At 58.3% G+C, this 24,326-nt stretch carries 16 protein-coding genes and 2 pseudogenes; 4 read left to right on the top strand and 14 right to left on the bottom strand.

Annotated elements, in window-relative coordinates; all coding sequences use genetic code 11:
* Positions 1-162 precede the first annotated feature (162 nt).
* From CRO48_RS22690 to CRO48_RS22650, 8 genes are all read right to left on the bottom strand, one after another.
* Positions 163-5,271, bottom strand: a complete 5,109-nt coding sequence (locus tag CRO48_RS22690) for a DEAD/DEAH box helicase family protein (protein WP_046802247.1) — start codon at positions 5,269-5,271, stop codon at positions 163-165.
* 103 nt (positions 5,272-5,374) lie between these two features.
* Positions 5,375-5,776 carry a DUF3085 domain-containing protein gene (locus tag CRO48_RS22685; RefSeq protein ID WP_046802248.1) on the bottom strand — a complete coding sequence of 134 codons (402 nt, stop codon included), beginning with the start codon at positions 5,774-5,776 and terminating at the stop codon, positions 5,375-5,377.
* A 632-nt stretch (positions 5,777-6,408) separates the two neighbouring features.
* Entirely contained in the window at positions 6,409-7,047 is a 639-nt protein-coding gene (locus tag CRO48_RS22675) for a hypothetical protein (protein ID WP_082129064.1), read from the bottom strand.
* Positions 7,044-7,703 carry a hypothetical protein gene (locus CRO48_RS22670; protein ID WP_046802251.1) on the bottom strand — a complete coding sequence of 220 codons (660 nt, stop codon included), beginning with the start codon at positions 7,701-7,703 and terminating at the stop codon, positions 7,044-7,046. The genes CRO48_RS22675 and CRO48_RS22670 overlap by 4 nt, the downstream gene beginning before the upstream one ends.
* Complete coding sequence (locus tag CRO48_RS22665; protein WP_046802252.1) at positions 7,697-8,116, bottom strand: hypothetical protein; 420 nt, start codon at positions 8,114-8,116, stop codon at positions 7,697-7,699. The genes CRO48_RS22670 and CRO48_RS22665 overlap by 7 nt, the downstream gene beginning before the upstream one ends.
* Before the next feature lie 95 nt (positions 8,117-8,211).
* Positions 8,212-9,240, bottom strand: a complete 1,029-nt coding sequence (locus CRO48_RS22660; RefSeq protein ID WP_052760285.1) for a DUF1419 domain-containing protein — start codon at positions 9,238-9,240, stop codon at positions 8,212-8,214.
* A gap of 11 nt (positions 9,241-9,251) precedes the next feature.
* Complete coding sequence (locus CRO48_RS22655; RefSeq protein ID WP_046802253.1) at positions 9,252-9,857, bottom strand: DUF1419 domain-containing protein; 606 nt, start codon at positions 9,855-9,857, stop codon at positions 9,252-9,254.
* Between the two features lie 128 nt (positions 9,858-9,985).
* Positions 9,986-10,960: a DUF3991 and toprim domain-containing protein gene (locus CRO48_RS22650; RefSeq protein WP_046802254.1), complete on the bottom strand. Its 975-nt coding sequence runs from the start codon at positions 10,958-10,960 to the stop codon at positions 9,986-9,988.
* Between the two features lie 614 nt (positions 10,961-11,574).
* Here CRO48_RS22650 and CRO48_RS22645 point away from each other — a divergent pair.
* A protein-coding gene (locus CRO48_RS22645; RefSeq protein WP_205758566.1) for an IS630 family transposase occupies positions 11,575-12,518 on the top strand; the annotation gives its coding sequence in 2 pieces (ribosomal slippage) (positions 11,575-11,911 and positions 11,911-12,518; 945 coding nt in all).
* A 340-nt stretch (positions 12,519-12,858) separates the two neighbouring features.
* Complete coding sequence (locus CRO48_RS22640; protein ID WP_245423628.1) at positions 12,859-13,140, top strand: hypothetical protein; 282 nt, start codon at positions 12,859-12,861, stop codon at positions 13,138-13,140.
* 457 nt (positions 13,141-13,597) lie between these two features.
* Here CRO48_RS22640 and CRO48_RS32995 read toward each other — a convergent pair whose 3' ends face one another.
* Positions 13,598-14,077 (bottom strand): hypothetical protein, encoded by a 480-nt coding sequence (locus tag CRO48_RS32995; protein ID WP_245423627.1) that lies wholly within the window; start codon positions 14,075-14,077, stop codon positions 13,598-13,600.
* Between the two features lie 109 nt (positions 14,078-14,186).
* Entirely contained in the window at positions 14,187-14,582 is a 396-nt protein-coding gene (locus CRO48_RS22630) for a transcriptional regulator (RefSeq protein WP_141402102.1), read from the bottom strand.
* 760 nt (positions 14,583-15,342) lie between these two features.
* Between CRO48_RS22630 and dinB the strand changes: the two are divergent.
* Positions 15,343-16,319, top strand: a pseudogene (gene dinB / locus CRO48_RS22625) (DNA polymerase IV).
* Between the two features lie 1,188 nt (positions 16,320-17,507).
* Here dinB and CRO48_RS22620 read toward each other — a convergent pair.
* On the bottom strand, positions 17,508-18,992 hold the full coding sequence (locus tag CRO48_RS22620; RefSeq protein WP_137088037.1) for a hypothetical protein: 1,485 nt from the start codon (positions 18,990-18,992) through the stop codon (positions 17,508-17,510).
* Between the two features lie 767 nt (positions 18,993-19,759).
* On the opposite strand from CRO48_RS22620, the pseudogene CRO48_RS22615 reads away from it, so the two are divergent.
* Positions 19,760-20,519, top strand: a pseudogene (locus tag CRO48_RS22615) (integrase core domain-containing protein).
* A 27-nt stretch (positions 20,520-20,546) separates the two neighbouring features.
* On the opposite strand, the gene repC reads toward CRO48_RS22615, so the two are convergent.
* From repC to repA, 3 genes are all read right to left on the bottom strand, one after another.
* Positions 20,547-21,758 carry a plasmid replication protein RepC gene (gene repC / locus CRO48_RS22610; protein WP_046802259.1) on the bottom strand — a complete coding sequence of 404 codons (1,212 nt, stop codon included), beginning with the start codon at positions 21,756-21,758 and terminating at the stop codon, positions 20,547-20,549.
* A 152-nt stretch (positions 21,759-21,910) separates the two neighbouring features.
* On the bottom strand, positions 21,911-22,876 hold the full coding sequence (gene repB, locus CRO48_RS22605) for a plasmid partitioning protein RepB (RefSeq protein WP_046802260.1): 966 nt from the start codon (positions 22,874-22,876) through the stop codon (positions 21,911-21,913).
* A complete protein-coding gene (gene repA / locus CRO48_RS22600; RefSeq protein WP_046802261.1) occupies positions 22,873-24,087 on the bottom strand; it encodes a plasmid partitioning protein RepA in 1,215 nt (404 codons plus the stop codon). Before repA ends, repB begins: the two co-directional genes overlap by 4 nt.
* Positions 24,088-24,326: the final 239 nt, after the last annotated feature.

The following is a 24,326-nucleotide window of genomic DNA, read 5'->3' as shown; positions in this document are numbered from 1 at the left end:
GCACGCGGCGCGCACGGGTCGGTCAAAAGACGATGAACAGTTTCGGGGAAATCAACGTTTATGGCGCCACAGGGTCGTCCTCTCCCTGGTCCACCATACTGTAGGCCTGACAGATGTATCGTCCCCCGCAAGTCAGCAGGGAACGATAGATGGTGGCGGCGATCACGCCGCTTTGTCCACGCTTCCAGCTTCCTCACGCATTGACGCTGCCAACGCCTCATCCACATCCGCCAACTGACGGCGTTTTTGCGCAAGTTCATCGGCGAAGGCGAAGCTTCCCCCCTCACGGGTGCGATATGACGCGAGCAGGCGACGTCCGGTTTCAAGACGATGGCGATAACGATCGCGCTCCTCCTCGAACCCGTCGAGTGCGTGTTCGAGGCGGGAAATGGCTCCAAGCGGCGTTACCGTGACGGCCAGGTCGATCTCGTAGTCAGCACCGGTACGTTGCAGCAGCGTCGCATAGCGATAACCGTCCGCCTTGCCAAACCGTTCGCCGTCATAGAGCAGATCGAACCCGCCGATCGATGCGAGATGAACCTCCCCATGCTGGCGAAGCTGTACGAGCGTCAGGATTTCTTGCATCAGAGCCCGACCAGCCTTCTTGCGTTCATCGTGGACCTCGCCGAGAACTGTCATGGTGAAGGAATCCGCTGCGGTCGGAATAAACCGCTTCAAGTCCTCACCGATCTCACCAATCCGGCGGGTCGCGGTTTCGATGTCACGCTCGGCGTCACGGATCTGGCGTCGAACAGCATATTGATCGTCGTCGTGCGCGGCGCGCAATCGTTCAAGCCGTGCGATATCGGCCTCCAAACCTGCCTTTTGCATCAGCCTCTCGTCACCGCTGGCGATCGCTTTGGCCATTGCAAAGTGGTTCGCCTGGCCTTCGCCGAGATCTTCAAGCCTGCGGATCGAGGTATCGCCGCTCAACGCGGCAGCGATGAACCTCGCCTTGCGCTCATTGTTCTGCCACATCGAGACATCGAGACTGCCTTCCGTCGCGTAGGCGAAAATATCGACCTCATCATGCTGATTGCCCTGACGCACGATCCGCCCCTCGCGTTGTTCGATCTGAGAGGGCAGCCACGGCACGTCGAGATGATGCAAGGCTTTAAGACGCAACTGCGCATTGACACCTGTTCCCATTGTCTCGGAGGATCCGAGGAGGAAGCGGATGCGGCCGGCGCGCACGTCGCCAAACAACCGTTGCTTGGCCTCCGACTTCTTATAGTCTTGCATATAGGCGATCTCGGAAGCCGGCACGCCGAGCCGGATAAGTTCATCACGTATCCAGCGGTAGGCCGAGAAGCCGCGTGTCTTCTCGACATTTATGGTCCCCAGATCGGAAAAGATCATCTGGGCGCCGCCCGGCAGATCGTAGTCCTTGCCATCCGGGCGGCTATAAATGCTTTCACCTGTCTCCTGCCAGATCCGGAAAGCGTTGCGCACAAGCATGTTGAGTTTGTTGTGCTCCTCGTTGTCATTCGCCGGCATGACCAGACGAAGATCGATCGCCGCATGGCGACCATCCGTGATCACCGACAGGAGAATGTCGTCACCAGGCTGCGCCGGTCCTTCACGCAACTCGATCGCCTTGATGCGCGCTTCCAGGATCTGCTGGTACATCTTGAAAGCAGGCGTCGGCTTGGCGGTGACGATCTGACGGCGACCGGTGGAAATTGCCGGCACCCTGACATATTCACGAAGATCGTCGGGCATCACCACGTCGGCGAAGGCCCGGAACATCGCGATCAGTTCCGGGACATTCACGAAGCTCGCAAAGCGGCTGACAGGGCGGTACTTGCCGGACGGCTGGATCTCCAGTTCCGTTGACGTATCGCCGAAGCAACTCGCCCAGGCATCGAATTCATGCAGGCCACGTTCGGCAAGCGCCTCATGTCCAAGCAGCCGCTGGATCGAGAACATCTCTCCTAGTGTATTCGTAATAGGCGTCCCCGATGCCAGAACGAGGGCTCGACCCGGATTTCGTGTTTCGATGTAACGGGATTTCACATAGAGATCCCAGGCGCGTTGCGATCCGTTCGGATCGATGCCTTTCAACGTCGACATGTTGGTCGCGAAGGAAAGTTTCCTGAATTCCTGGGCTTCATCAACCACGATCTGGTCGACGCCGATCTCGGAAATCGTCAAGAGGTCGTCCTTGCGTGTCGAAAGCGCCTCCAGGCGTTCCTGCAATCCCTCCTTCAACCGTTCCAACCGCTTGCGCGAGACGCGGTCCTCGTCATCCACCCTGGTCAGCAGCTCCTCATAAAGTTCCAGCTCGTCATGGATCATCTGTTGTTCGAAGGCCGAGGGAACACCGATGAACTTGAAGGCCGAATGGGTGATAATGATCGCATCCCAGGTCGCGGTTGCAGCACGGGAGAGAAACCTCGCCCGCTTGTCCTTGGTGAAGTTCGTCTCGTCCGCAACAAGGATGTTTGCGGATGGATAGAGCGCCAGAAACTCACGTGCGGCCTGTGCAAGGCAATGGCCCGGCACGACCTGCATCGCCTTGGCGATCAGCCCGAGACGTTTCTGCTCCATGATGGCCGCGGCCATCGTCATGGTTTTTCCTGCACCGACGGCATGAGCAAGATAGGTGGAGCCGGCGGCGATGATGCGCCATATGCCGCGCTTCTGGTGCGAATAGAGATGGAAGGCCGCGCTGGCGCCGGGCAGTTTCAGATGCGATCCGTTAAAGATCCGGGGCGCGATGTTGTTGAAGCGGTCGTTATAGATTCTGGCTAACCGGTCGGTGCGATCCGGATCGGTCCAGACCCATTTCTGGAAGGCTTCCTTGATCTTCTGCAGCTTGTCGCGCGCTGCTTCAGTGTCGACGACATTCAGGATACGACGCTCGCCGCCGACGTCCTTGATAGTATCGAAGATCTGCGGCACACGGGAGTTCAATGCGTCTGCCAGCAGTTCGCCGGCATCGCGCCGGCTGGTGCCCCATTCGGACGTGCCCGCCGCACTATATCCAAGCTGACGCGCCTCGACAGTCCAGCTCCCGAGCTCCGGCATATGGTGAATCCGGATTTCAGCGCCCATCATCTCTTTCACGAAATCCACGACGTCGGCTGCGGGGATCCAGGGCGCGCCGAGGCGCGCGGTAATGTCGGAAGGCCGAAGATCGGCCGGCTGGACCGCCTGCAAGGCACGGACATTGCGCTCGAAGGCTGGATCGAGTGCCGCGGCGGCTTCCGCTTCTGTCAGTCTGGTACGAACCGGACCAGAGAGATAAGCGTCGGACGTCTGCCAGGAGCCGTCGGCGGGATTCTGGAAGACTGCATAGCCGAGCTCTTCAATCACCTCCTCGGCGGACATGTGCAGCAGTTCGGCGATGTGTTCGAGATCGACACGGCCGCGCTCGTTTAGAATAACCGCCAACGCATCGCCGGCACTGGAGATCACAGGTGCGACCGGTGGCGCAATCACCCGTTCAGAGAAGATCGGACCGGGCTTTGCCGTGTCGGTGTCGAGGTCGTAGTCCTCAATTGACGCGACCAACCAGCAATCGGGATCGTCCCTGAACGGCGCGAGGTTCGGCTGTCGATGGCTCTCACGCACCTCACCGGTCTGTTCGTCGTCGCTAATTGAGACAGTGGTATGATTGATCGGCCCGAACTCCCGAACAAAGGCACCCCAGGCGATGCGCAGCCGGACCTGAAGATCCCGCCACGGTCGATCTTGCTCCTGGGCCTTCAGCACCTCGCGAACGGAATCGCGGATCGGCAGGAGCTTGCGAATGATCCGGGCATGCTTTTCGGGAATACCGTCGCTGCTGCGACCCTTGCGTATGCCGATCGGCACGGGCGAGCCGTCAATCAACTGCATGAGGTTATGCTCGCCGTCGAGGAAAAAGCTGCCTTCACGGACTTTAGCGTTATCGGGCTTCAGGTCGACGATCTCGGCGAGCTCTTCTTCCAGATCGAGATCGATGATGCTCGGCTCGCCATCATAGAGATGTTCGGGAAGCAGAGAGATGGCGGCCTTCAGCAGACCCTCCAGGTCTTCGCCGGGACGGGGCTGGCAGGTATAGGTTTCGCCAAACGGCCCAGAGGTAAGGGCATGATCGCCGAGTACGAAGACGGGATGTCTGGCGAACCAGCGATTGACACGGATCGCGCCTTCATCGGCGGTGGCTGGCCGGATTTCGTCAACGTCGAGCCAGGTGACATCGCCTTCGGGCTCACCGGCCTTGCGTTTGCGGAAGAACAGGATGTCGACCACGACATCGGTACCAGCGGCGGCGCGGAACGCGCGTTCCGGCAGGCGAATGGCAGCGACAAGGTTGGCCGATTTCGCAATATGCTCACGGGCCGACGTATCGGCCTTGTCCATCGTGCCGTGGGAGGTGACGAAAGCGGCGAGAGCGCCTGGCTTCAGCAGATCGATCGACCTTGCGATGAAATAGTCATGCAATCTGAGACCGAGACCGCGATAGTTACGATCGGAGCGGACAGTTCGATCAGAGAACGGCGGGTTTCCGATGGCGAGATCATAGATCACCCCGAGATCGGTACGCGCAAAATCACCATTGATTATCCGAGCCTTCGGCTGGAGGAGACGGACAATCCGGGCGGTGACCGGATCAAGCTCGATGCCGGTGACATAGCTGGATGCGCGGAAGGCCTGCGGCATCAATGCAGGGAAAAGACCAGTACCGATGCCGGGTTCAAGAACGCGGCCGCCGCGCCATCCCAGACGTTGAAGACCCGCCCACATCGCACGGATGATGAACTCCGGTGTGAAGTGGGCATACTGCGTGCAACGCGCCAGCGAGGCGTAATCCGTTTCGGAGACCGCGCCTTCCAGCGAACCGCCAAGATCGTCCCAACCATCCCTGAATTCGACCTCGCCGGGGCGACGGAACATGCCGCTCGCCAGTTCGGAGGCTCCGAAACCGGTAAAACGGATCAAGCGCTTCTGGTGTTCGCGCGTCACCGGAACGTCGAGCTTCTCGATCTCGTTGGCGGAGAGGATGGCGGCGACATTGATCCTGGCGCGCTCGTTCCAGCTTTTCGGAAGGTCGCGATCATCGTCATCAAGATAGAAGTTGAAACGATCGCCCATCTTGCCTGGCAAGGGTGGTTTGGCCTCAACAACCGGTAACGGGACGACATGCGCTTCAGGCGCGGTAGCTATGTTTTCATGCGCTGCCGGTTCGGGGGCAAATTGTTCAGTCGTGCCAAGGCCAAAACCAAGCCCGGAGGAGAGCGCGGTATTGCCGAACATGTCGAGGGAAAAGGGATCGTTGGACATCTGGTGAATGCTCCTGAAAAAGGCGAGCGTCATCGACCGGATGAACCGGCGTGGCGCTCGCGTGGAAGGGGGGAAAGTTGTGGTTGCAGCGGACGATGATGCGTCAGCCGCGTTGGATGACCGAGATCTGCATCGCGGCTTCCTCGAAGGTGAAAGAGAGATGCGTTCCGCCAGCGCTGGCGGCGATCATTGCTTCGAGGCTCTCGGCATCGATGAAATCGACACCATCATCGCCCCCGAAGGTCTGGCGTTTGACCTCGAACCAGTCGTCGTTTTGCTCGGGGTGGCATTCTTCGGCATAGACGACCAATGGCTTGCCGTTTTCGGGCAACTTTCCGTTGGACATCAAATACACCCCATGATCTCCAACGAGCCAGAGGCCGGGCTTTTCACCCTTTCCGGGTTCGAGGCCATAATAGGGATCGCGGAAGCCGCCATTGGCCTCGGCGTCGGCGCGACCACGTGCGATGACGTCGAGGACGGATTGGACCGGGAAGGTCAACATGGTCAATCCTCCGTCAAACCGCGATGGGAAGCGGCGGAATCTCATTCGCCACCGCCACAGGTTTGGCTACTGCCGCAGGTGACGGCGGCGTCGGATCCGGATCGTCATCATTGGCGGCCGACGGAATGAGGCGGCTTTCCGATCCGCCAGGCCGTCCTGCAATCGGTCGGCGCGATGAAGGGGGGAAGAACTTCATGGGCATGTCTTTCACCATTGGTTGGGACGAACGACCATGCCGCCGGATCTCGATCCGTCGGAGCATGGCATTCGCAGTTTCGGGATTTGGACTGGAAAATTTCGGCGCTGTCCTCGCCTCTTCAGACTTTCCAATCCAGCTTTTCACCGCTGCATTGGCGATGGCCGGTCAAGGGCCGCTTTAGCGGCGAAGCCCGCCCTTGACGGGCTGGAGCCACATGCGGCAGGGGTCTTCTTTTCTTCCCCTTCCTTTCCCCTTCACAGGGTCCGGAACCAGAAGCGACGGTCGGCCTCCAGCTGTACTCGCTTGGCGCGCGCCTCCCCATTCGGGCATCAGCCGCGCCTTGCAGCGTATGATAAGGCGTGTCACACGGCGCGACCGTTCGTCATCATCGCCAAACAGATCAGGGTTGCCCCTGAGGCGCCGCAGAAGACGCTCATAGTTCATCGGAGCCACTCCAGACGTCCGCAACGTCGTCGTCCAGTCGAACTTCAAAGGGGCCGGGCCAGTCCCGGATCCATTGTGGAGCATCACCTTCGTGACGCAGATCATCCCTGATCTGCGCATTGGCATCCCACTCTGCCTCTGTCGGAAATCGTTCGAGGAGCAGTGACAGCGCCACGGTCCAGTCTTTTGGTTCAGAGACATCAACCTCGATCGCCTGATCATGGCGCCAGATCTGGGGCACGAATGTCAGTGTCACGCGCCGGTCTTCCAGCGAGACGAAGGGCGGACGCCGATGTCCGTCATCCAATATTTGCGGCTCGTGGTCTGGACTGTAGCTCCGGGTTTTCTCATAGTCCGGGTCGTCCGCTTCATCGACGAGATAACCGACCACTTCCTCGGCATAGCCGGCCTCGATCACGCCGATACCGCGGGGATTGAGGCTGACGGCAAATCCGTTACCGAACAGACGTTCGTCGGCCGCGGTCATAGCGGCCCGGTGGTTTGTGGCATCGACTTCAACCTTCACCCGGACCACGGTATAGACATGCACGAAATGCTTGCTGCACGCGGGATCGGCAGAAACCTTTGCAATTGCCGGCGGGATGGAAGATGGTGCATTCTCGCTCATCGACGTCCTCCCTCATGCATTTCCAGCTTCTTCAGCACGCGGGCGGCGGCATCCTCGAGCGGTGTTGCGAAGTCAGGACCATTCTCTGTCCATTCAAGCACTTCGAGAACCGCCGGGATAAATCCATAGTCGAACGGTGCATGGCGATCGATCAGCTCCCGTCCAAGATGGTCATGGATCTGGAGCGCGCAGATGGCAGCCGGCCGCGCCCAGCGCCGCAGTTCGATCGAACCGAGATGAGTCCAGAGCAACATCAGAGCGTGAATGTTCCGCACCAGCGGCTTGTCGTGTTCGAAGAGGATACGGTAGTCCTGCATGGCCTCCCAGCAGCACAGGGCGGCATCGAGTTGTCGGCTATGGATGTCGGCCATGGCCGGCGCAGGCGTGGCGAAGGACTCGATGAACCGGCGGATCGTGGTCAGCGAGTTGCGACCGCCCGCATCGAGCAGGAACTGGTCGTGCGGCAAACGCCCTGTCATCTGGCGGTCGATCGCACTGCGCATTCGCTCAAGAACCGGATCGGCTTTTGAGAGATCAGGCATGCCGGGCAGGTATCTCAGGCCCTCGGCCGGCCTTTGTATCTCGTTTGCTGCGCGCAGTTCCTCGAAGAGATCACCGCTGGAACGGCCTGCGCATTCCGTTGCGGTGATCAGCATGATGCAGGCAGCGAAACTGTCGGGTCTCTGCGATGGATGCGGGACCATTCGAGTACGCGGACTTCCGAAAGCGTTTCGGAGCGTGCGACAATGTCCTGTAGAATGAACTCCCAGGAGCTTGGTCGCAGATCGATTTCGATCCGGTCCCGACCATCGATCTGGTCGCGCCAGCATTCGGCAACGATCCGGTTCAGCTCGCTCTTCGGTGAGCGGCGAGACGTTTCATAGGCCACCGATAGATCGCCCGCGGCCAGGCTGAACGTCAGGGCAGCGCCACTGTCGGTATAGAGCAACAGCGCGTTGTCCACCTCACCTGCATCGAACACGCTGGAGAGAACCAGCCGTTCAAGTTCGGTGATATCGGTAAGTGGGATCGCCGGGTCGATGACAATGGTGGTTTCTAGGTCGCCCATGGAACTCTCCTTTTTGGAAACGGACAGGCCCGAAGCGATGCTCCGGGCCAGCTGATCGAAATGAAGTTTGTTGACCGCCGCGTTGCTGGTGTCAGTCAGTCCTCGGGCAACAGCTGCTGCACCTCCTCGGCACAAAGATGCGCGAGCAATTTGAGAACAGGCCGGAAGCCGGGCCTGCGAATAACGATGGTCCTGAAGCCTTCATTGCCGGGCGGCCAGATCTCGTCGGCATAGCCGCGGTCTGCACCCGCAGCATTCCAGATGCGTTCGAGCTTTTCCTGGCGGATGTCGAGGACAGGTTTGCCGGATTCGCGCGCAACAATCGCCGCCCGCATGGTTTCAGGCGTCACGGCGGGATCGGTGACGCTGACGAAACCGTGGAACCAGCGTTCGCCATCACCGGTCACGAGGCTGAAGAGGACGGACCGGATCTGTTCGGGACGGCGTCCGGGGAGAACAGTCAGACCTCCGGGCCGTAGACTGGCGAGAAACAAACCGGCCATCGCGCGCGCCGCGGGCTCCTGCAGCTCGAACCACTCACCAGCGTGCAGGATACCGGTGAATCGTCGCAGGGACATGGGTGCTGTATCGTGCCTCGACAGCAGCGCTCGAACTTCAGTTGCAGACGCCGTCCCCGTGTGGATCCGGTCCGTCGTCGAGGAATACTGGATTGCCGTGCCGGTAATGCGCATGACACTGCCGCCAAAGCCGTCTGCGCACATCTTCGAGCAGGTAAACGCCGCCCAGACCACGATTTCCTCGATGGTATTGGAGCGCCGCACAATATCCTGCAGGATCTCGGGCCAACCACCCTGGCTGGTGGTCAGGTCGATCTCGATATAGAAGCCACGCTCGGCCTCGTCTTTGGCATCGAATGCCGCAAGCAGGTTGGCGATATACTCGTTGAACCGGCTTTCCGATCCAGGAGAGCCTTCAAGCGCCACGCGCAGTTCGTCTTCGCGTGGCGAGATCAGTTCGTTAGGACTGTTCCAGGTGCTGAAGAAGGTCCCGTCGCTCCACGCCTCTTCATCGAAAACAAGAGAGAGCATCAGACGCTCGAGCGGTGTCATGTCGCTTGCCGGGATGTCCGGCGTCACGACAGTCTCGGTGCGGTAGTCTGCCATGTCACGCCCCCTCACGCTGCGATGAAAACGGGAAGGTGGCGCAGATGCACGGGCAGTTTCGCGGCGATCTCGTCGTCGGTCAGGTCTTCCAGCAGCTTGAGCGTGGTGCCTGCCGCGCCACCATAGAGGATGATCGTTTTCTTGCCGCGTAAGGCATATGGCCAACGGTCGCCGGCATAGCCGCGATAATCATCGGCCGTGCTACTCCAGATATGGTTCAGGCGCTCATCCCGGGTCATGGCACGCACCGGCCGGGTTTCGCGCTCGGTGATGGCAAGCCGCATGTTCTCGACTGAAGAGGTATCAGAGAGATCGCAATAGCCGTGGAAGTGGCGGATGGCTCCGTCTATGCGCAGCGCGAAGAAGACACTGGTGATCGATCCGGTCAGAAACTCGCGCATGGCGAACATCGACCCGCAGATCCACAGGGGTGGCAGGATCTCGAACATGTAATCGTGTTCGTTCTCGCGGATCTCGAACCATTCTCCGCTGTAGAGCGATGTTGCATCGCCATTCCAACGATCAGGTCGCTGGGCGTGGCGGTCGAACATGCGGAACATCTGGTGGCGGTCGGCGACCCCCTGATAGACCTTGCGGATTGCGGGTGAGGTATTCATTTTCGGCTCCCTGTGAGTTGTTCCGGACCGATGCGCGGCGCTGTCCTCTCGACCTCACCATCCTCTTCAGTCCTTCACCACCCCTCCCCAGCCGCCGGCATCGCGATCGGCAGGGTCAAGGGCCGGCTTCAGGCCGGGCGAAGCTTCCCTTGATGTGGCCGGCGCGTATGCCGCACGCCTTCCCTTTCCCCCCTTCTTTTTCTTCGTTCCGCCTCCCCCTCTTGCAGAGCCTCGTTCCAGTCGTCTGCAGGAGGCCGCAATCGCTGCCAGCCGCAGCCCGCTTCTTCGGCAAGGGTTCGAAGCCGATCGGCGAACGTGTCGCCCTGCGTGTCATTGTCAGTTGCCGCGACCAACTGGACGCCGGAAGAACCGGTAAGTACGCGCAGCGCCGCATCTGTTGCCGGAGACCACCCCCCGCCGGTACTGAGATAGAGGGTACCATCACGCAGACCCTCGAAGGCAGCAAGGCTCATGGCATCGATCGCCGCTTCAGTGACACAGAGCCTGGAAGCCGCAGACCCGCCGAGGCGAAACAGGATTTTGGTCCCGCCGGTCGAAAATCCTCTCCATTGCGGGCCGCGCTCCTCCCAACCGGCAATGACGCCAACATCATTCGTGTGGGCCGCCCACATACTGCCAAAGGGGCCTTCCCGAAGAAGGTTCTGCGATATGGCAGCTGTGAGTGTATGGGGAGGCAGCAATCTGTTCCTCGCGAGATAGTCCCATGTCTGCGAGCCCGGCCACGGTCTGCGTTGGCGGTCCCATCGTTCGGCAATTGCAAGGTTTGGTCCTCGGGCGCGACTAAGCGTGCGTCTGGCGGCTTCTTGCGGGACATAGCCGATCAGCTCGGCAACGCGATCGCGTGCTGCCTTGAACCCTCCACCATCCAGATGGGCGACGAGCGAGAATACATCACCCTTGGCTTCGGAAAGCGGGTCGAACCAACCATGGCCGTCGTGAATCGTGATGATGATTTCGCTGCCACGGCGATATTTTACCGCTCGTCTGGTGCTTTCCTTCAGATCAATGGAAAAGCCCGCCTTTTCCAGCACGGCAGAGCATGGCACACGGTTGCGCAGTTCCTCGATTTCTTTCTTTTCCATTCTTTTTCCGGCCTTTTCCAGCCGCCCTCTTTTCCACTCGAAATACCTTCCCGTACATTTCGCGGGACCCCATCTAGCGACCGCGAAGAGCATGCGGAGGCAAGGGCGCGGAGGCAGTTGCTGGGAAATCGTGAGCCACAAGCGCCGCCTGTCCGCCGCGGCGAAGCTTCCCTTGCCGCCGCCGGCTCGCAAGCGGCACCCAAAGGGGCAGGCCGGCTCTTAAGCCGGCCTCATTCGTCTACGAGCAAGCTTGATCGCGCAGCGGAAAGGGGTTGAAAGATCAAGGCGCCCGGAGCTCGGTCAAAGCCGCCCAAAATATCTGTAGTCCAAGTCAGTCCTGGTTCTCGATCCAACGCAGTTTGGCGAGGGTCTCTACAATGGACTGCCTGGTTCTGGGCGCGGTGATTGATCCCGCATGGTGTAGTTTTCGTGGCCCGATCGTCTAAGCTGAGGTGAATACAGCCCATGGCTCAGCTACATGTCCTTAGTCGCCTCCCCTCCCCTCACGCTTCGGTGCTAGAGCACGTCCATTGAACGCGGAATCGCGTTGAGGATTCCCTTGGTCGCCGAATTCTGATTCCATCGCTGCGACTGGTGATTTGGTCGGAGGCAATATGACCCGAGCTTTCAGCGATGATTTGCGTAGCCGCGTTCTGGCTGCGTCACGGGATGGCATGTCGGCGCGATCAGCGGCGGCCCGATTTGGGATTGGCATTTCGACAGCCATCGCTTGGATCGCCAGCGCACGGGCGGGTCGGTTGACACCTGTGAAGCAGGGCCGACGCGTTGGCTCACGCCTCGATGCTCACGAGGACTTCATCATCGGCATGATCGAAGAGGCAAAGGATATCACGCTCAACGAGATGGTCCTGCGATTGCAGGAGGAGAGAGCCGTTTCCATCGGTCGCAGCGCGCTTGACGTCTGGCTGCGAAAGCGCGGCTGGACATTCAAAAAAAGACCGCACATGCACTGGAGCAGGAGAGTCTCGATCTCCTGAAGCGTCGCCAGGACTGGTTCGACGGCCAACTCGATCTCGATCCGGCGCGGCTCGTCTTCATCGATGAAACAGGCCTGAGCACGAAGATGTCACGGATTCGCGGGCGAGCCCCTTGCGGAGATCGATGCCGCTCACCGGTCCCGCACGGCCATTGGAAGACAACGACGTTTACCGGTGCACTCAGACTATCCGGCATGACCGCACCCATGGTCCTCGACGGTGCGATGAACGGGGTCGCATTCCAGGCCTATGTCCAGCAAGTTCTCATTCCAACCTTGGCACCGGGCGACATCGTCATCATGGACAATCTACCCGCACACAAGGCGCAGGGCGTGCGTCACGCAATCGAAGGTGCTGGATGCAGGTTGCTCTACCTTCCTCCCTACAGCCCGGACTTCAACCCCATCGAGAAGGCGTTCGCCAAGCTCAAAGCTGACTTGCGCGCAAAAGCAGAGCGAACGGTCGAGGGCTTATGGAATACGGTCGGCCAGATCGTCACACTGTTCGAGCAGCAAGAATGCGCAAACTACTTCAAATCATGCGGATATGACCCCGAGTAAAATGGATGCGCTCTAGTGTACCTGATGCTCAAAGAGTGTCGCGATGAGCGCGCACGAGCGGAAAAATATCAGGACAAATTCAACGGGATCGCATATCTTCCGCTACGAAGCGGTACGCGCCGCTTCGGGGCGTCGAAACCCCTCATACCCGGTTGGTGCCACCCGTAAGGCATCAGACTCCTTGACCTTTGCGGTCGGGGGACCTGTGGCGTATGCAATAGGTTCTCCGGGACTAAAGGCCATGGGGCCGTGGTATGCGGTTTCGAATCCGCCGATCACCGGGGGTCAATGAGCATCGGACGGCGGGGGCGTACCGCCGCGGTTGCTTTAGGAGAAACCGTTGGCACAGGACACTGTCTTTACTTTCTACACGTACTCAAATGCGGGTACTCCAGCCGAGGAGCGTTGGAAGCCAACAGGCATACCAGATATTTTCTTCGATAGTCGTGAGGAGGCTCAGTGCGCCGTGCTAGAGATGCGTGACGATATAACAGCCGATCCGGAAATCGAGTGGCCGGTCATGATAGTGGAAAAGGTGCTAACGGTTCCTATCAGCCAGAAAAGTATTCTTGCCCTGCTGAACGACGGGAAGTGCATTTATCCAAAGTTACGAAGTTGTTGAAAGCATTGGCCCCAAATGATGTGAAAAAGCATGAATGAACGCGTCCAAACAGACACCGATCTTTTGCTATTGGCATACGTCGCTACCTGTTCGATTTTCCCTTTCAATATTCTAGATTCTGTCCGCTGCGACATTTCAACGGTACCTTCACTCTTGAGGCGCTGAACGCATATCGGTACCTCCGACTCCGTTTTTTACTTCCGTCTCCAATTTCTGAATCTACCGGATGATCGTCGCGTCGGTGCCCATCCTCCTGCACGCCATCACCGTACGCGCAATGCAGTTGAACGGGCTTGTGTCCTCCAACCCAGCACGCAGTCTGGGGAGCATTGTCCGCGCACCTGGTTTGGTGATCTCACCTCGCAATCATGGGAAAAGCGCCGAGCGCCCGGATCGTTATCTGAGGTGACGCGACCGTACGGTCACCGGTTGGCCCCGCATGACCGCAGGGCGCGAGTTAGCATTTGAAACGCTCCAGCATGGTTTTGAGTTGAGAGTTCTGCAGCCGAAGTTTGCCGATAAGCTCGCTACGCAAGAGCTTTATCTCGTCATCGAGGGTGATCGCCAGAGGGATTACGGTGACAGCGTTCGCAAGCTGGCGTCGGGCGACTGATTCATCGGTCTTGTTCTTGCCTCGCCTTCGCTCTGCAGCGACAACATCGTCGTGAAACGACACGGAAGGAGCAGCAAAATCCGTAGCCTGTGCCGCCCAGGGTCCCACCGCGAGGTCGACTGCGGCGACCGCTTTCGCCGCCTCCCCCGCGATCAGCCCAGCTTGCGGCAGATCACTCACGGCCGCCCCGTCGTCAGAGACCGCATTGGCACCGAGCAGACTTGCGTCGTCCTGTTGCTCATCGTCGGGAGCCTGCAGGCGCTGTTGCGGCTCTTGGCGCCGTCTTGACGTAAAACGGGCGACGAAATTCCATAAGGATGCCATTGTCATTAACCTCGTGTTCTACCCGCATACACAAAGCGAGCGCGAACCGGGCGGTCGCCGTGACCTCGCCGAGATGACCGTCACGGCTGGCAGAGGATGCCTTCGCCCGTCAAGCGAGATTGAGCCGCTTTCGCAGATCCGCATTTTCGGCCCTCAGCTTTTCGGAAAGCTGCCTGCGCAGGCTGCGGTTTTCGTCTTCGAGCCGCAGGAGCTCCGCCATGTCGTCGATCGCGTCCACCGGGGCGGTCGGTGAAGCAACAGAGGTATTGCTCTCGCTCTTGATAAGCTTGCTCCTTGGAGTTCTTGCAGCCACGATCGTTCCGGCTTTGCGACCGCGCTTGCCCCAGCCCTCTGTCGCATCGGTGCGGCCCGATACGGCCGCCCTTTGCGACTGATCTGCGTCCGCCTTCTTTGTTCGCGGCTTGCGCTGTTTGACCGGCGCAGCAATCGTCACGACGGGCTCCTGCGTATTGGTTTCCGTCGCGGTTTCTATTTCGTCGGGCATATGGATCTCCTCTATCGCCGATGCATTGTTCTGCTGCGGCAGCGCCGGTGTCAACATCGGCTCTATCGATCTGTCCTGCCCGATAGGCTCGTCCACCCGGGAGGCGTCACTATGCTCACGGGCTGAGGAAAATGCCGCTTCGTTTGCCTGCCGAGCCACTGACTTCAAATCGAGGTCTCCCCATATCGAATCCGGTTTGCGCTCCGACCTACGCCGTGCGTTCTTGTACTCGACGGTGAAGCTGCGGTTGATTTTCTTCACAGGATGATGCCTCGATGTCTATCGCTGCTGTACCAGCTATCCATAGGTGATCGCAAGACCGCACGGCGGGCGGGCGTTTACTGGGAAGGCGCGCGCTCCCGTGTTTTTAGCCATTCAAGACTGCGCGACCGGCCCGATGGGATCGGCGCGCGTCAGGTGCCCGATGCGCTTTCGGCCAGATTGATCTGAACCGGAAAACTCCCAATGTTTGGGTGCGGTTCAAAATCCAAACGATGTCCTGCATAGTGAAACGAGAGGGGCGCCCCCTCCCCTACCCTCCATTGGGCAAATGAGCTGTGATCGGTGATGAGATCGACCGAAGCTAATCTTACCTCGTCACTCGGCATCCAACGGCGCCACCCGCGGAAACAGAGATCGGCATGACGCTTGGATATTCTCGCAGCCGCCGCTATGCTCTCTTTTTGTTTCGCTCATCCATGAGAGCACGCCCAAGCGCACGAGGACCGCCTCGCCGATCCGCAAAATCATCTATGTGGATATGGTAGCCTTCTATGCGTCCGTTGAGCAGCGCGATCATCCGTTGCGGTGCGGGCGGCCGCTCCCCGTTGGCGGTTCCGCCGCACGGGGCGTGGTTGCCACGACCAGCAACGAAGCACGTAAATTCGGTATTCATTCTGTGATGGCCTCGATAACTCCCAAGCGAAAATGCCCCGACCTGATTTTTGTGCCCCCACGTTTTGATGTCTACAAATCCGTCTCCAGGCAATTCCACAAGATCTTTGCCGAATACATGCCTCTGATCGAACCGCTCTCTCTCGACGAGACCTATCTCGATGTCACTGAAAACTTGAAGGGGATGAACAGTGCTGCCGACATCGCATTGGAGATCCGGGCCAAGATCAACGCGATGACTGGTTTGAATGCATCAGCCGGCAATTCCTACAACAAACTCCTCAAGCGACTTGAATGAGCCAAATGGCCAGGCTGTCAGTGCCCCAAAACAGGGGCCCGGTTTAATCGAGGGCCTCCCTGACAAGAAGTTCAATGGTGTTCGTCCGGCGACGGGAGAACGCATGAAGAGCCAAGGAATTGATTCGGGAAGTCGGGGCCGAACTTAAACGGCATTGCCCGGGGCATCGACCAACGGCAAGTTCGCCCCGATAGGATTCGGAAATCTGTTGGTGCCGAAAATACGTTCATCGAGGACATAGACGACCTCGGTCTTGCGTCGGCTGAACTGAGGGCCCTCGCCGGAAAAGGTTTGGAGCCATTGCGAGGCAAACCACATTAGCGGCAAGACTGTCATCGTAAATATCAAATATTCGGACTTCACGCAGGCAACTCGCAGTCGCACGGTCGCCCTCCCCATCTTGACGGTAGACGAATTACTCGACGCTTCTTGCGACTGTCCACCCATTCAGGAGACCTTCCCGGCATCTCGAAGTTTCTCTCGCATCGCTGACTGGCGCACGTTCTGGGGAGGTGGACCAATCGCTCCTCGATCTGGACTTGTGAACAGAAGACAGACGAGCGGTCAGCAAGGATTGAGCCATCAGAGTTTTGTGCGTTCGTGTCATTGATTTCGAGACGGGCGGTAACGGATCGACCGATTGCGAGATTGGATGGTAAGACGCGATCTCTCAGCACCGCTTGAATTGGCGCGTCAATGAGGAACGCCGAACCCTCTCTGGAAAGATATTGCACCTGGCGTTCCACGCCCACCCGAAGGCGTCCGATCTGGCAGGCCATCGCGCATTGGATCTGCAGTTGGAATTGCGCTCTCCGAGTATGACCGAACTCCCGAGGTTCTCCAATCAGATGCTTCTGATACCAACGAATGCCGGATGGCCTTGACATGGGTCTGCCAGCCCATCGGGCAATGCCCGATACTATGTCACCGCCGCCACTTGAGTGACCTTTGAACTCCGCGTCGCTTAAGCAACTTCTGGCATGGAGCAGGGGACCATTGTTTCTACCACGCGTGCCGTCGGGCCCCGACAGCGGCAAAAGTTGGAACAGACCCGACGAGAAGCTGCTGGCGGGACCCTTCAGGTTCGAGATGCCGGCGTCCGGTTTAGTGTAACAACACAGCGCACAAGACGCAGTCACCGCCGGCCAAGAAGATCGAGCCGGAGCAGGGCCGCTGATAAGAGCTCCAATTTCTAAGTGCCGCGCGTTGCGGGCACAAAGCGGCATCAAGGCGGCGTATGAGCGGGGAGGGCGTTCAACTGGCGAGGCCTGGTTGATCAAAGCGCCTAGCTCGATGGTTCTAGCCAGCTGTGCCGACGCAATCGGTCCTCCATTGTGACCCGCGCCGAAAAACCTATACAAACCCGTAAGTTATGATTGTTGACCGCGGTCAACGACAATCTTTACCAGGCAAGCCTGCCATCGGAGTTCGCGCCAGATCGGCTTTGTATGACGTTGTAGCTACGGACTGCGTCCGCTGTACCAGGGGTCTGATTTGAACTATCCGATCAAAAGAAAAAGAGACCGAAGGCACAGAGCGAAAACATCGGCACAAAAAAACAATTGATATCAATTAGTTATTGCTGATGACCGCGGTCAACATATCTTCCGCCTCCCCGAACTTATGATATCCGCCACGACCTGGTCTCATGGGCAGGCGCGTGCTCTCAATGCGCCCTGACTGAGGGGCAGCGCGAAACGGCGCAGCATTTCCAGGACAATTCCCCCACTCAACTAGACCCAAAGTGTGGTCAGCTCCTGCATCTTGGCCAAGCTGACTTCGTCATAACAACATTGCAGGGGCGTTCGTCGGTCGGGAAGACCGTCATTTCCTCTTTGGATGAACCTGAGCCCCTTAATGCCAAATTTCTTCTCCACCCAAATTCGAAGCTCTTCCTGGATCACAGGGATACGATTCTTGTTCACAAGCCGCTGCTCCAGCTCCTCAAGAGAAATCCGCAGGCCGCTGTCCGATGCCATCGCAAACTCGAGCGGCGAAAGCCCTTTTCTGGATGCTCTCGTCCCAAGCCATATCGCCGCGATCTCCGTGTCAAATTTCTGTAAAGCTCTCGCACGAAGCTTTTCACCTCGAAGGAGGCCCTTCCCCCTTTCGACGATCTCGGCCCGCGCCGCGTGAGCTGCCATTGCTTCGCTCATCGGAAGACCGAGTGATTCGGAAAGATCGGGCGTGTCCGAATTGAGCGCCTCCTCAATAGTGGCAAGTTGCTGGTTCAACCGCTCCCACCGGTAATTTCCGGTGGCGATAATATCGAGGGGAGTTGAGCGACCCTCCAGGGCGCGCGTCCACCACGCCTCCATGCCGCTTTCAAACTCGTCCCTGTCTGCCGGACAAAGCTTTGCCGCGATCCGCTGAAGACTTGCTTCCAACTTCTCGCGGCGCTTCGCTACGTATTCGCTTCTGGTCGGGCGGGCAGGGACGGGTCCGAACGGGAGCGCTTGCTGGCTGGGAAGTTCCACGAGCAGGCGCCAAATTCCGCCGGGTAGACACACGACAGCTCCGCGCTTTTCAAGGATAGACAAGAAGGTGAACACGCACGCCTCCACCCCGAACGCCGGAAGCCCCGCTTCAGCCGATTCTGACGATGAACAGTCAACACCAGCCAGTTCGGCGTGAAGATGTTCGGCACCTTTGAGCCTCGTGACAATGCGGCTCAACGGAAGGCCGAGACCATTCAGACATTCCAGAAGAACGAAGGCGCGCCAATCATCTGCTGACGTTCGAAAATATCCCTCGAATGATGGGTGTGTGTCGATCAGCCACTGCCAGACGGATGCTTTTTTCGCGGCAAGGGAAGGGGCAGGCACTTTCCGGACTTTGGCCAACCGATCGTAGAGCTCAGCCAGCGCCTTGGATTTCTCCAATGTCAGCTGGCCGCGCGCCCGCACAGCATCAAGGTGGTAGAGAGAGTGAAGTCGATTTTCGAGCCTTTCGTTGTAGATCCAATGTCGAGGGGCTTGGAGCCGGACGTGATTTTCAACGGCTTCAGCGGAAAAATTGCCAGGGACGCAATCCAGCTCAAGGTCGATCTCGAAAGCCTCGATTCTCTGACGCCGGATCAAACCTGCCTTCGCAGCTGGAACCGTATGCGTAACGGCAATCTCCATAAGAAGAGGTTTGCCCGAGGCGGAGAAGATGACGTCAGGCTGGTATCCATCAAATCGCTGCTCGGTTCTGACATCCGTCAATTCGACCTCCATGGGACCGACCACCCGGTGTCCGTCCTGCGATATGGCTGGAAGCTGGACGCGGCCGCCACGGAGAAACAAGTCCCTGGCGAACGTGTGCAAGGCAGTCATCTGGCCGGTTGTTCCGCATCCTTTGGTGCCGCTTCCCACTGCTGTCCGGTGCGCAAAATGCGGTGTCATGTGATTCGTGCGAGCAATAAGGGGCAAGTCACATTCGGGGCAGGTACAGTGGCAATTGTTGCCATTCGCAGCCCGGGAGATATGCAAAAACTCGCCACTCGAATGCTTGCCAAATGCGAGCGTTGGGCCTGGCATGATTTTGATCCTCTTCCTTTAAACCACGTCACGCACATAAGGCAGAAATCAAAACCCCTCCTAAACCCCTCCCGTCGAATTTTAACGACAGTGTCGAACAGGGAAATCACCAACACAGGCGTTGGTGATTTCCCTGGCAATTGCGCCGTTGATGCGACGCGAGAATCGATGTCGGCATTCAATCGCAGAGCGCTACCAAAAGAGGCGATGACCGCCTTGAGATCTTGGTGAAACAGGATCTCTCAGATTTTTAATCAGACCCCAGCGCAAACAGGATCCTGGGTCACGTCGATAGTGTACGTCGGAAGACGGTCTTAGCCGGGATGGACCCCCAAATTATGAGCAAACTGAGTGCCACTCACAGATTGGATGTTTGCTAAGTGTAAGCTCTCAGGAGGTTGTCCATTCGGACTGGACCGGGGAGACTGGAGTTACCAAGCTTCAGTATCCATCGGAGGGTCTGAATGAACATCCATAAGAATGCCCGTCTGACGCCTTTGCGTCGAGAGGAGATGGCGTTGTCGGTGATTGCGGGTCGTCTTTCCCAAGTCCAGGCAGCACGGCTCTTTGGTGTATCGGCGAAGATCGTGGCGCGCTGGGTCGAGCGCTTCAAGGCCCATGGGCGCGCAGGCATGACCGATCCGGTGGTTGCCGCGCGTGTGGTTGCTTTGGGCCGTCAGCGCTGGACCGGCCAGCACATCGCGCTCGAGGTCGGCGTCTCGCCGGCCACCGTCAGCCGGGTGCTCAGGAGTGCCGGGCTGTCGCGCCTGAAGGATATCGCGCCGACCGCGTCGGACACCGCAGCACGGGCGATCCATAAAAGGGCAAGTCGCGTGGCGCCGGCTGGCCCACGTCGCCTTCCTCGGCGCCGCAATCGCCTACTATGCCAGCCTCGGCGTCACCGTCACCCGCGTTATGACCGACAACGGCTCATGCTACCGATCGAAAGCGTTTGGAAAGGCTTGCCGCAAGCTCGGCCTCAGGCATGTCAGAACAAAGCCCTACACGCCCAGGACCATTGGAAAGGCGGAGCGCTTCATCCAGACGGCGCTGCGCGAATGGGCCTACGCTGTCGCCTATCCAACCTCGGAGCGCCGCGCTGCAGAACTGCCAATCTGGCCCCACCGCTACAATTGGCATCGCCCTCACAGCAGCCTAAAGTCCAAAACCCCAATCAGCCGTCTCGGCCTAACCGCGGATAACCTGTTGAGGCTCCACAGCTAAAACAAGCCTCAGGGAAGACGCGTCGCCTTATCCGGCTTTCAGTTGCCCGCCAGCGTTCGACTTCAAAAGCGCCATGATCATCGGACCGAGCGAGAATTCCGACTGCTCGGTGCGTCGTGTAAGGTCGCGCAGATAGCCGCCGGCAGAATTGATCACATTCGACCGTTCGAAGATGCAGGCCATTGCCACCGCTGCATTTTCGGGTCCCATGATTTCACAGGCCTCCTGATAGGCCGAGGGGCTCACGCCGAGCATCGAGCGGATCACCACGGCCGCAGACATGAGATCGCGCCAGTTCCCGATGGCTCCGCCCGGGCCATAATCGGAGATTTGCGGGCAAGCCCTCAGCACAACGGAGAGGGGGAAGACCTTTAGCGGCTCGCTCGGCTTTGCTGGCTTGCTCAACTTTTCGCCCTGCTCTTTTTCAGAGCGAGGTTCAAATACAGTAGTGGAGTTGGAGTTTGAATTCTGTATGTGGCGCTCATTTTGAGCATCATTGGTGCTATTATTTTCTGCTTTTCCGTTTGTTTCCAAGCGATTGAGGATTTCTTCCTTCAGCATTTCCATGCTTTCAAGTACTTTCCTCACCTCAACGAGTGTTGGCGTCCTCGGGAGGTTGCCGATCAGTCCGACGTAGACCTCCTCGATCGCCTGCCAATCACCATCAGCGCCCTCCTCGATGGCAGCCGTTAGGAGCTTGCGGGTGTCTCGTCGGCAAATTGTGAGCTTCTCTTTGGCTTTCCTGAACTCTGCACGCGTCGCGATCACCTGCTGCGCCAGAAGCGCGAGTTCTTCCGCACGGGCGAGCAAAGGAGAGAGATCGAAGCCAAACGCGCTTTCAACATCCCCGTCAGCACCCTTGCGCGCAAAGCGTTTGCCGTTGGCGCTATCCTTGCGGATGATCAGACCGGCATCAACCAGCGCACCCAAATGGCGCCGTAAGGTCGATCCAGGCATGCTGTGCGCTCGCAGTGACAGTTGCATGTTCGACGGGAAAACCACCAACTGCGCATCCCCTCGCAGTTCTTTTTCGGGGAAGAAGCTCAACAGCGCGTCGAGGACAGACAGGCTATTCGACTGCAGCCCCAGCAGTTCCATCGCTGCAGACGCATCGCGGAAGACCCTCCACTTGTCAGCAGATTTGCTTGTCGGTATTTCGCCGGCCGCCTGTTGCCGCCTGACAAGGGCAAGCGTTGCCGGCCGCCGCCCAAAAGGCGTCGTCACACTTTCCGTACGCATCGTTCTTCACCTTCTAACAGGCAAAAGAAATTCGTTCGCCGAAACGGCGCCTAGACTCTTGACGATGAATCCCGGAAATGCGATTCTACTGATGCTTAGACAGATAGGGGCTTCCGAGACGGCGACGTTTTGGGGGCTCTTTTCTTTTGCGGTTATGCTTCCTCTTTTCCAGTGGACTTCGCACGGCGTTCTTCGAAAAGAGCAACCGCGTCATTGAGCAGGAAGGCCGCGAACTCCCCCGCTTCCTTCCTGTCGAGTGTAATTTCGATTTTTGACTTGCTCTGTTTGACGTGGCCCAGTCGCTGACCGGACGACGTCGAGAGAACTTCAGGCAAACCACGAACAACACGGCGGGGCTTTAAGGCGCTAAGAAGCGCCTTAAAGCGATCCTGCGAAGTCATGCTCTGCAACTCGTCCGATCGCGCCAGTTCCAGACGATTCTTGTTTTCGTCCTTATGGATCAAATCCGCCAACTCTTGCCAGCTTCGCCGTCCAACGCCGGGGGCAGGTCCGATAGCATCGATCAGATCGGCGGGAATAGCTTCAACTACGGAAAGCATTCGCGACAACTCGGCCTTGTCGACAGACATCGCCGATGTGATCACTTCGCGGGCAAAACGCTCCTTCAGTCGCTGAGCGAACCGTGCCTTCTCTATGTAGGTGAGGTCCTCGCGTTCGTTGTTTTCTTGCCCTTGGGCGATCACCAGTTCCTCGTCCGTCAAGGCACGGATAACCGCCTTTACCTGCAAGCCGAGTTGTTGGAGCGCGCGCAGACGACGATGACCGAAGGCGACCTGATAATGTCCCGGTTTCTCAGGATGGGGACGTGCCAGGATTGGCACCTGCTGACCCTGCTCGCGAATCGACGAAAGCAGACCATCGATATCGCCAGGCATCCGGTCACGAACGAAAGAGGGCTCGACGAGAGCGGTGTCCAAGTCGATGACAGACTGACCCTCACCAAGCCGCCGCTCGATGTCGTCGGCGCGTGCCTGCCGGGCTTTCTCTTCTCGCATTGTGCTGGCGACTTGCCCGACAAGCTTGTTGTCGGATGTGGCAACCTTTCCGGGCATGTCGGCATCGACCTGGATTAAGTTCAGGAGGTTCTTTCTGCTCATGTCGCTCGTCCCCAAGCTCTCTTGATCAGGGTTTCAATCTCGTCATTGACGCTGTTCATCGACTCAATGGCTCGGTCATAGGTGCTGCGTGTGAACTGGCCGCGTTCGACTTCATAAAGAGTTTGATTCGTAAGCCCCGCATCTGACACGGCGGTCGACTTCAGCATCGGGAAATTCAGCACATGGGCGCCGAAAATAGAACGAAGATAGCCGACCATCTGATTTTGAGGTCCGTCGGACGGCTCAAACCGAGTGATGAGGTAACGCAGCCAGGCAAAATCAACATTGCCGCCGGCGGCGGCGACTTCTCGCAGCAGATCAGCGACCATTGCGAGAAACTGATTCATCGACATGACATCCAGCATTTGCGGATGGACCGTCACGAGAACCGATGTCGCCGCGGTGAGGGCGGAGAGCGTGAGGTAGCCCAACTGAGGAGGGCAATCGATGATGACGACATCGTAGTTATCACTAACATCATCGATTGCACCGCTGAGACGTTGAAAGAACATCACATCGCCCGGCTGCCGCGTCATCAGCGCGCGAGGGGTGTCATGTTCGAACTCCATCAGTTCGAGGTTTCCGGGGACAAGGTCCAGTCCCGGAATGTAGGTTCTCCGGATGATGTCTTTCACCGGCCGACGCCCGTCGTCATACCGTATTGCGCCGTACATCGTGTCGTTCGGGTGCACATCGATTTCGGGCTGATGCCCGAACAAGGCTGACATACTTGCCTGCGGATCAAGATCGATAGCGAGTACGCGATAGCCCTTTAACGCCAGGTATTGGGCGAGGTGAACGGACGTGGTCGTTTTGCCCGAACCACCCTTGAAGTTCATGACGGAAATAACCTGCAGTTCTTCGTCGTCGCGGCGGTGAGGCAAATATCTACGGTCTGCTCTGCCGACCTTGTCGAGATGCCGGCGGATCTTGTCGATATCAACGACGGAATAGGAGCGTCGACCGCCAGGTGTCGTGCTTACCTCTAGATTGTCTATGTCGTTAGAGACCTGACGAAGATAGACTTCCTTCACACCCACGAGTTTCGCAGCTTCTGACGGTTGGAAATGGCGTATTCCCTTTTGCGCCGTCGGCGGGAACGTGCTCACATGATGCGCTTGTAACTGAACAGCAAGAGCCGACGAATGCCGGTCTATAAGGCTTACGAGTGTTTCTCGTGATGATGCCTGCGCGTCAGCTTTGGTTTTCATGCCTAACCCAAAATTCAGTAACAGCGGTTCAACGCGGCAAAACCCTTTTTCAACCGCTGTTGCAATAAGCCTCGATTCTGGCCATTGGGCAAGCTCTTTAAGGTTAACAAACCCTTACCGAAAAACGGAAGCCAAGGGCCTGGCCCCAAAACATACTGGAAATGCAATGGGCTAGCGACTTCCTGTCGAAGGACCTCGTTCGCGCGGTTAGGGAAAATAAGAGTCGAAAACATCCATTA

The sequence above is a fragment of the Rhizobium subbaraonis genome (genome assembly GCF_900220975.1).
Taxonomy (GTDB): domain Bacteria; phylum Pseudomonadota; class Alphaproteobacteria; order Rhizobiales; family Rhizobiaceae; genus Mycoplana; species Mycoplana subbaraonis.
Note: the sequence above shows the minus strand (reverse complement) of the source record. Positions and strands in the feature narration are given on the sequence as shown.

Bases quoted from the DNA above. Each gene is read 5' to 3' on its own strand.
- repB (WP_046802260.1), bottom strand. From the start codon at position 22,876: ATGAGCAGAAAGAACCTCCTGAACTTAATCCAGGTCGATGCCGACATG.
- CRO48_RS22665 (WP_046802252.1), bottom strand. From the start codon at position 8,116: ATGGGCGACCTAGAAACCACCATTGTCATCGACCCGGCGATCCCACTT.
- repA (WP_046802261.1), bottom strand. From the start codon at position 24,087: ATGAAAACCAAAGCTGACGCGCAGGCATCATCACGAGAAACACTCGTA.
- repC (WP_046802259.1), bottom strand. From the start codon at position 21,758: ATGCGTACGGAAAGTGTGACGACGCCTTTTGGGCGGCGGCCGGCAACG.
- CRO48_RS22670 (WP_046802251.1), bottom strand. From the start codon at position 7,703: ATGCTGATCACCGCAACGGAATGCGCAGGCCGTTCCAGCGGTGATCTC.
- CRO48_RS22630 (WP_141402102.1), bottom strand. From the start codon at position 14,582: ATGCCCGACGAAATAGAAACCGCGACGGAAACCAATACGCAGGAGCCC.
- CRO48_RS22690 (WP_046802247.1), bottom strand. From the start codon at position 5,271: ATGTCCAACGATCCCTTTTCCCTCGACATGTTCGGCAATACCGCGCTC.
- CRO48_RS22685 (WP_046802248.1), bottom strand. From the start codon at position 5,776: ATGTTGACCTTCCCGGTCCAATCCGTCCTCGACGTCATCGCACGTGGT.
- CRO48_RS32995 (WP_245423627.1), bottom strand. From the start codon at position 14,077: ATGGCATCCTTATGGAATTTCGTCGCCCGTTTTACGTCAAGACGGCGC.
- CRO48_RS22675 (WP_082129064.1), bottom strand. From the start codon at position 7,047: ATGAGCGAGAATGCACCATCTTCCATCCCGCCGGCAATTGCAAAGGTT.
- CRO48_RS22655 (WP_046802253.1), bottom strand. From the start codon at position 9,857: ATGAATACCTCACCCGCAATCCGCAAGGTCTATCAGGGGGTCGCCGAC.
- CRO48_RS22620 (WP_137088037.1), bottom strand. From the start codon at position 18,992: ATGGAGGTCGAATTGACGGATGTCAGAACCGAGCAGCGATTTGATGGA.
- CRO48_RS22650 (WP_046802254.1), bottom strand. From the start codon at position 10,960: ATGGAAAAGAAAGAAATCGAGGAACTGCGCAACCGTGTGCCATGCTCT.
- CRO48_RS22660 (WP_052760285.1), bottom strand. From the start codon at position 9,240: ATGGCAGACTACCGCACCGAGACTGTCGTGACGCCGGACATCCCGGCA.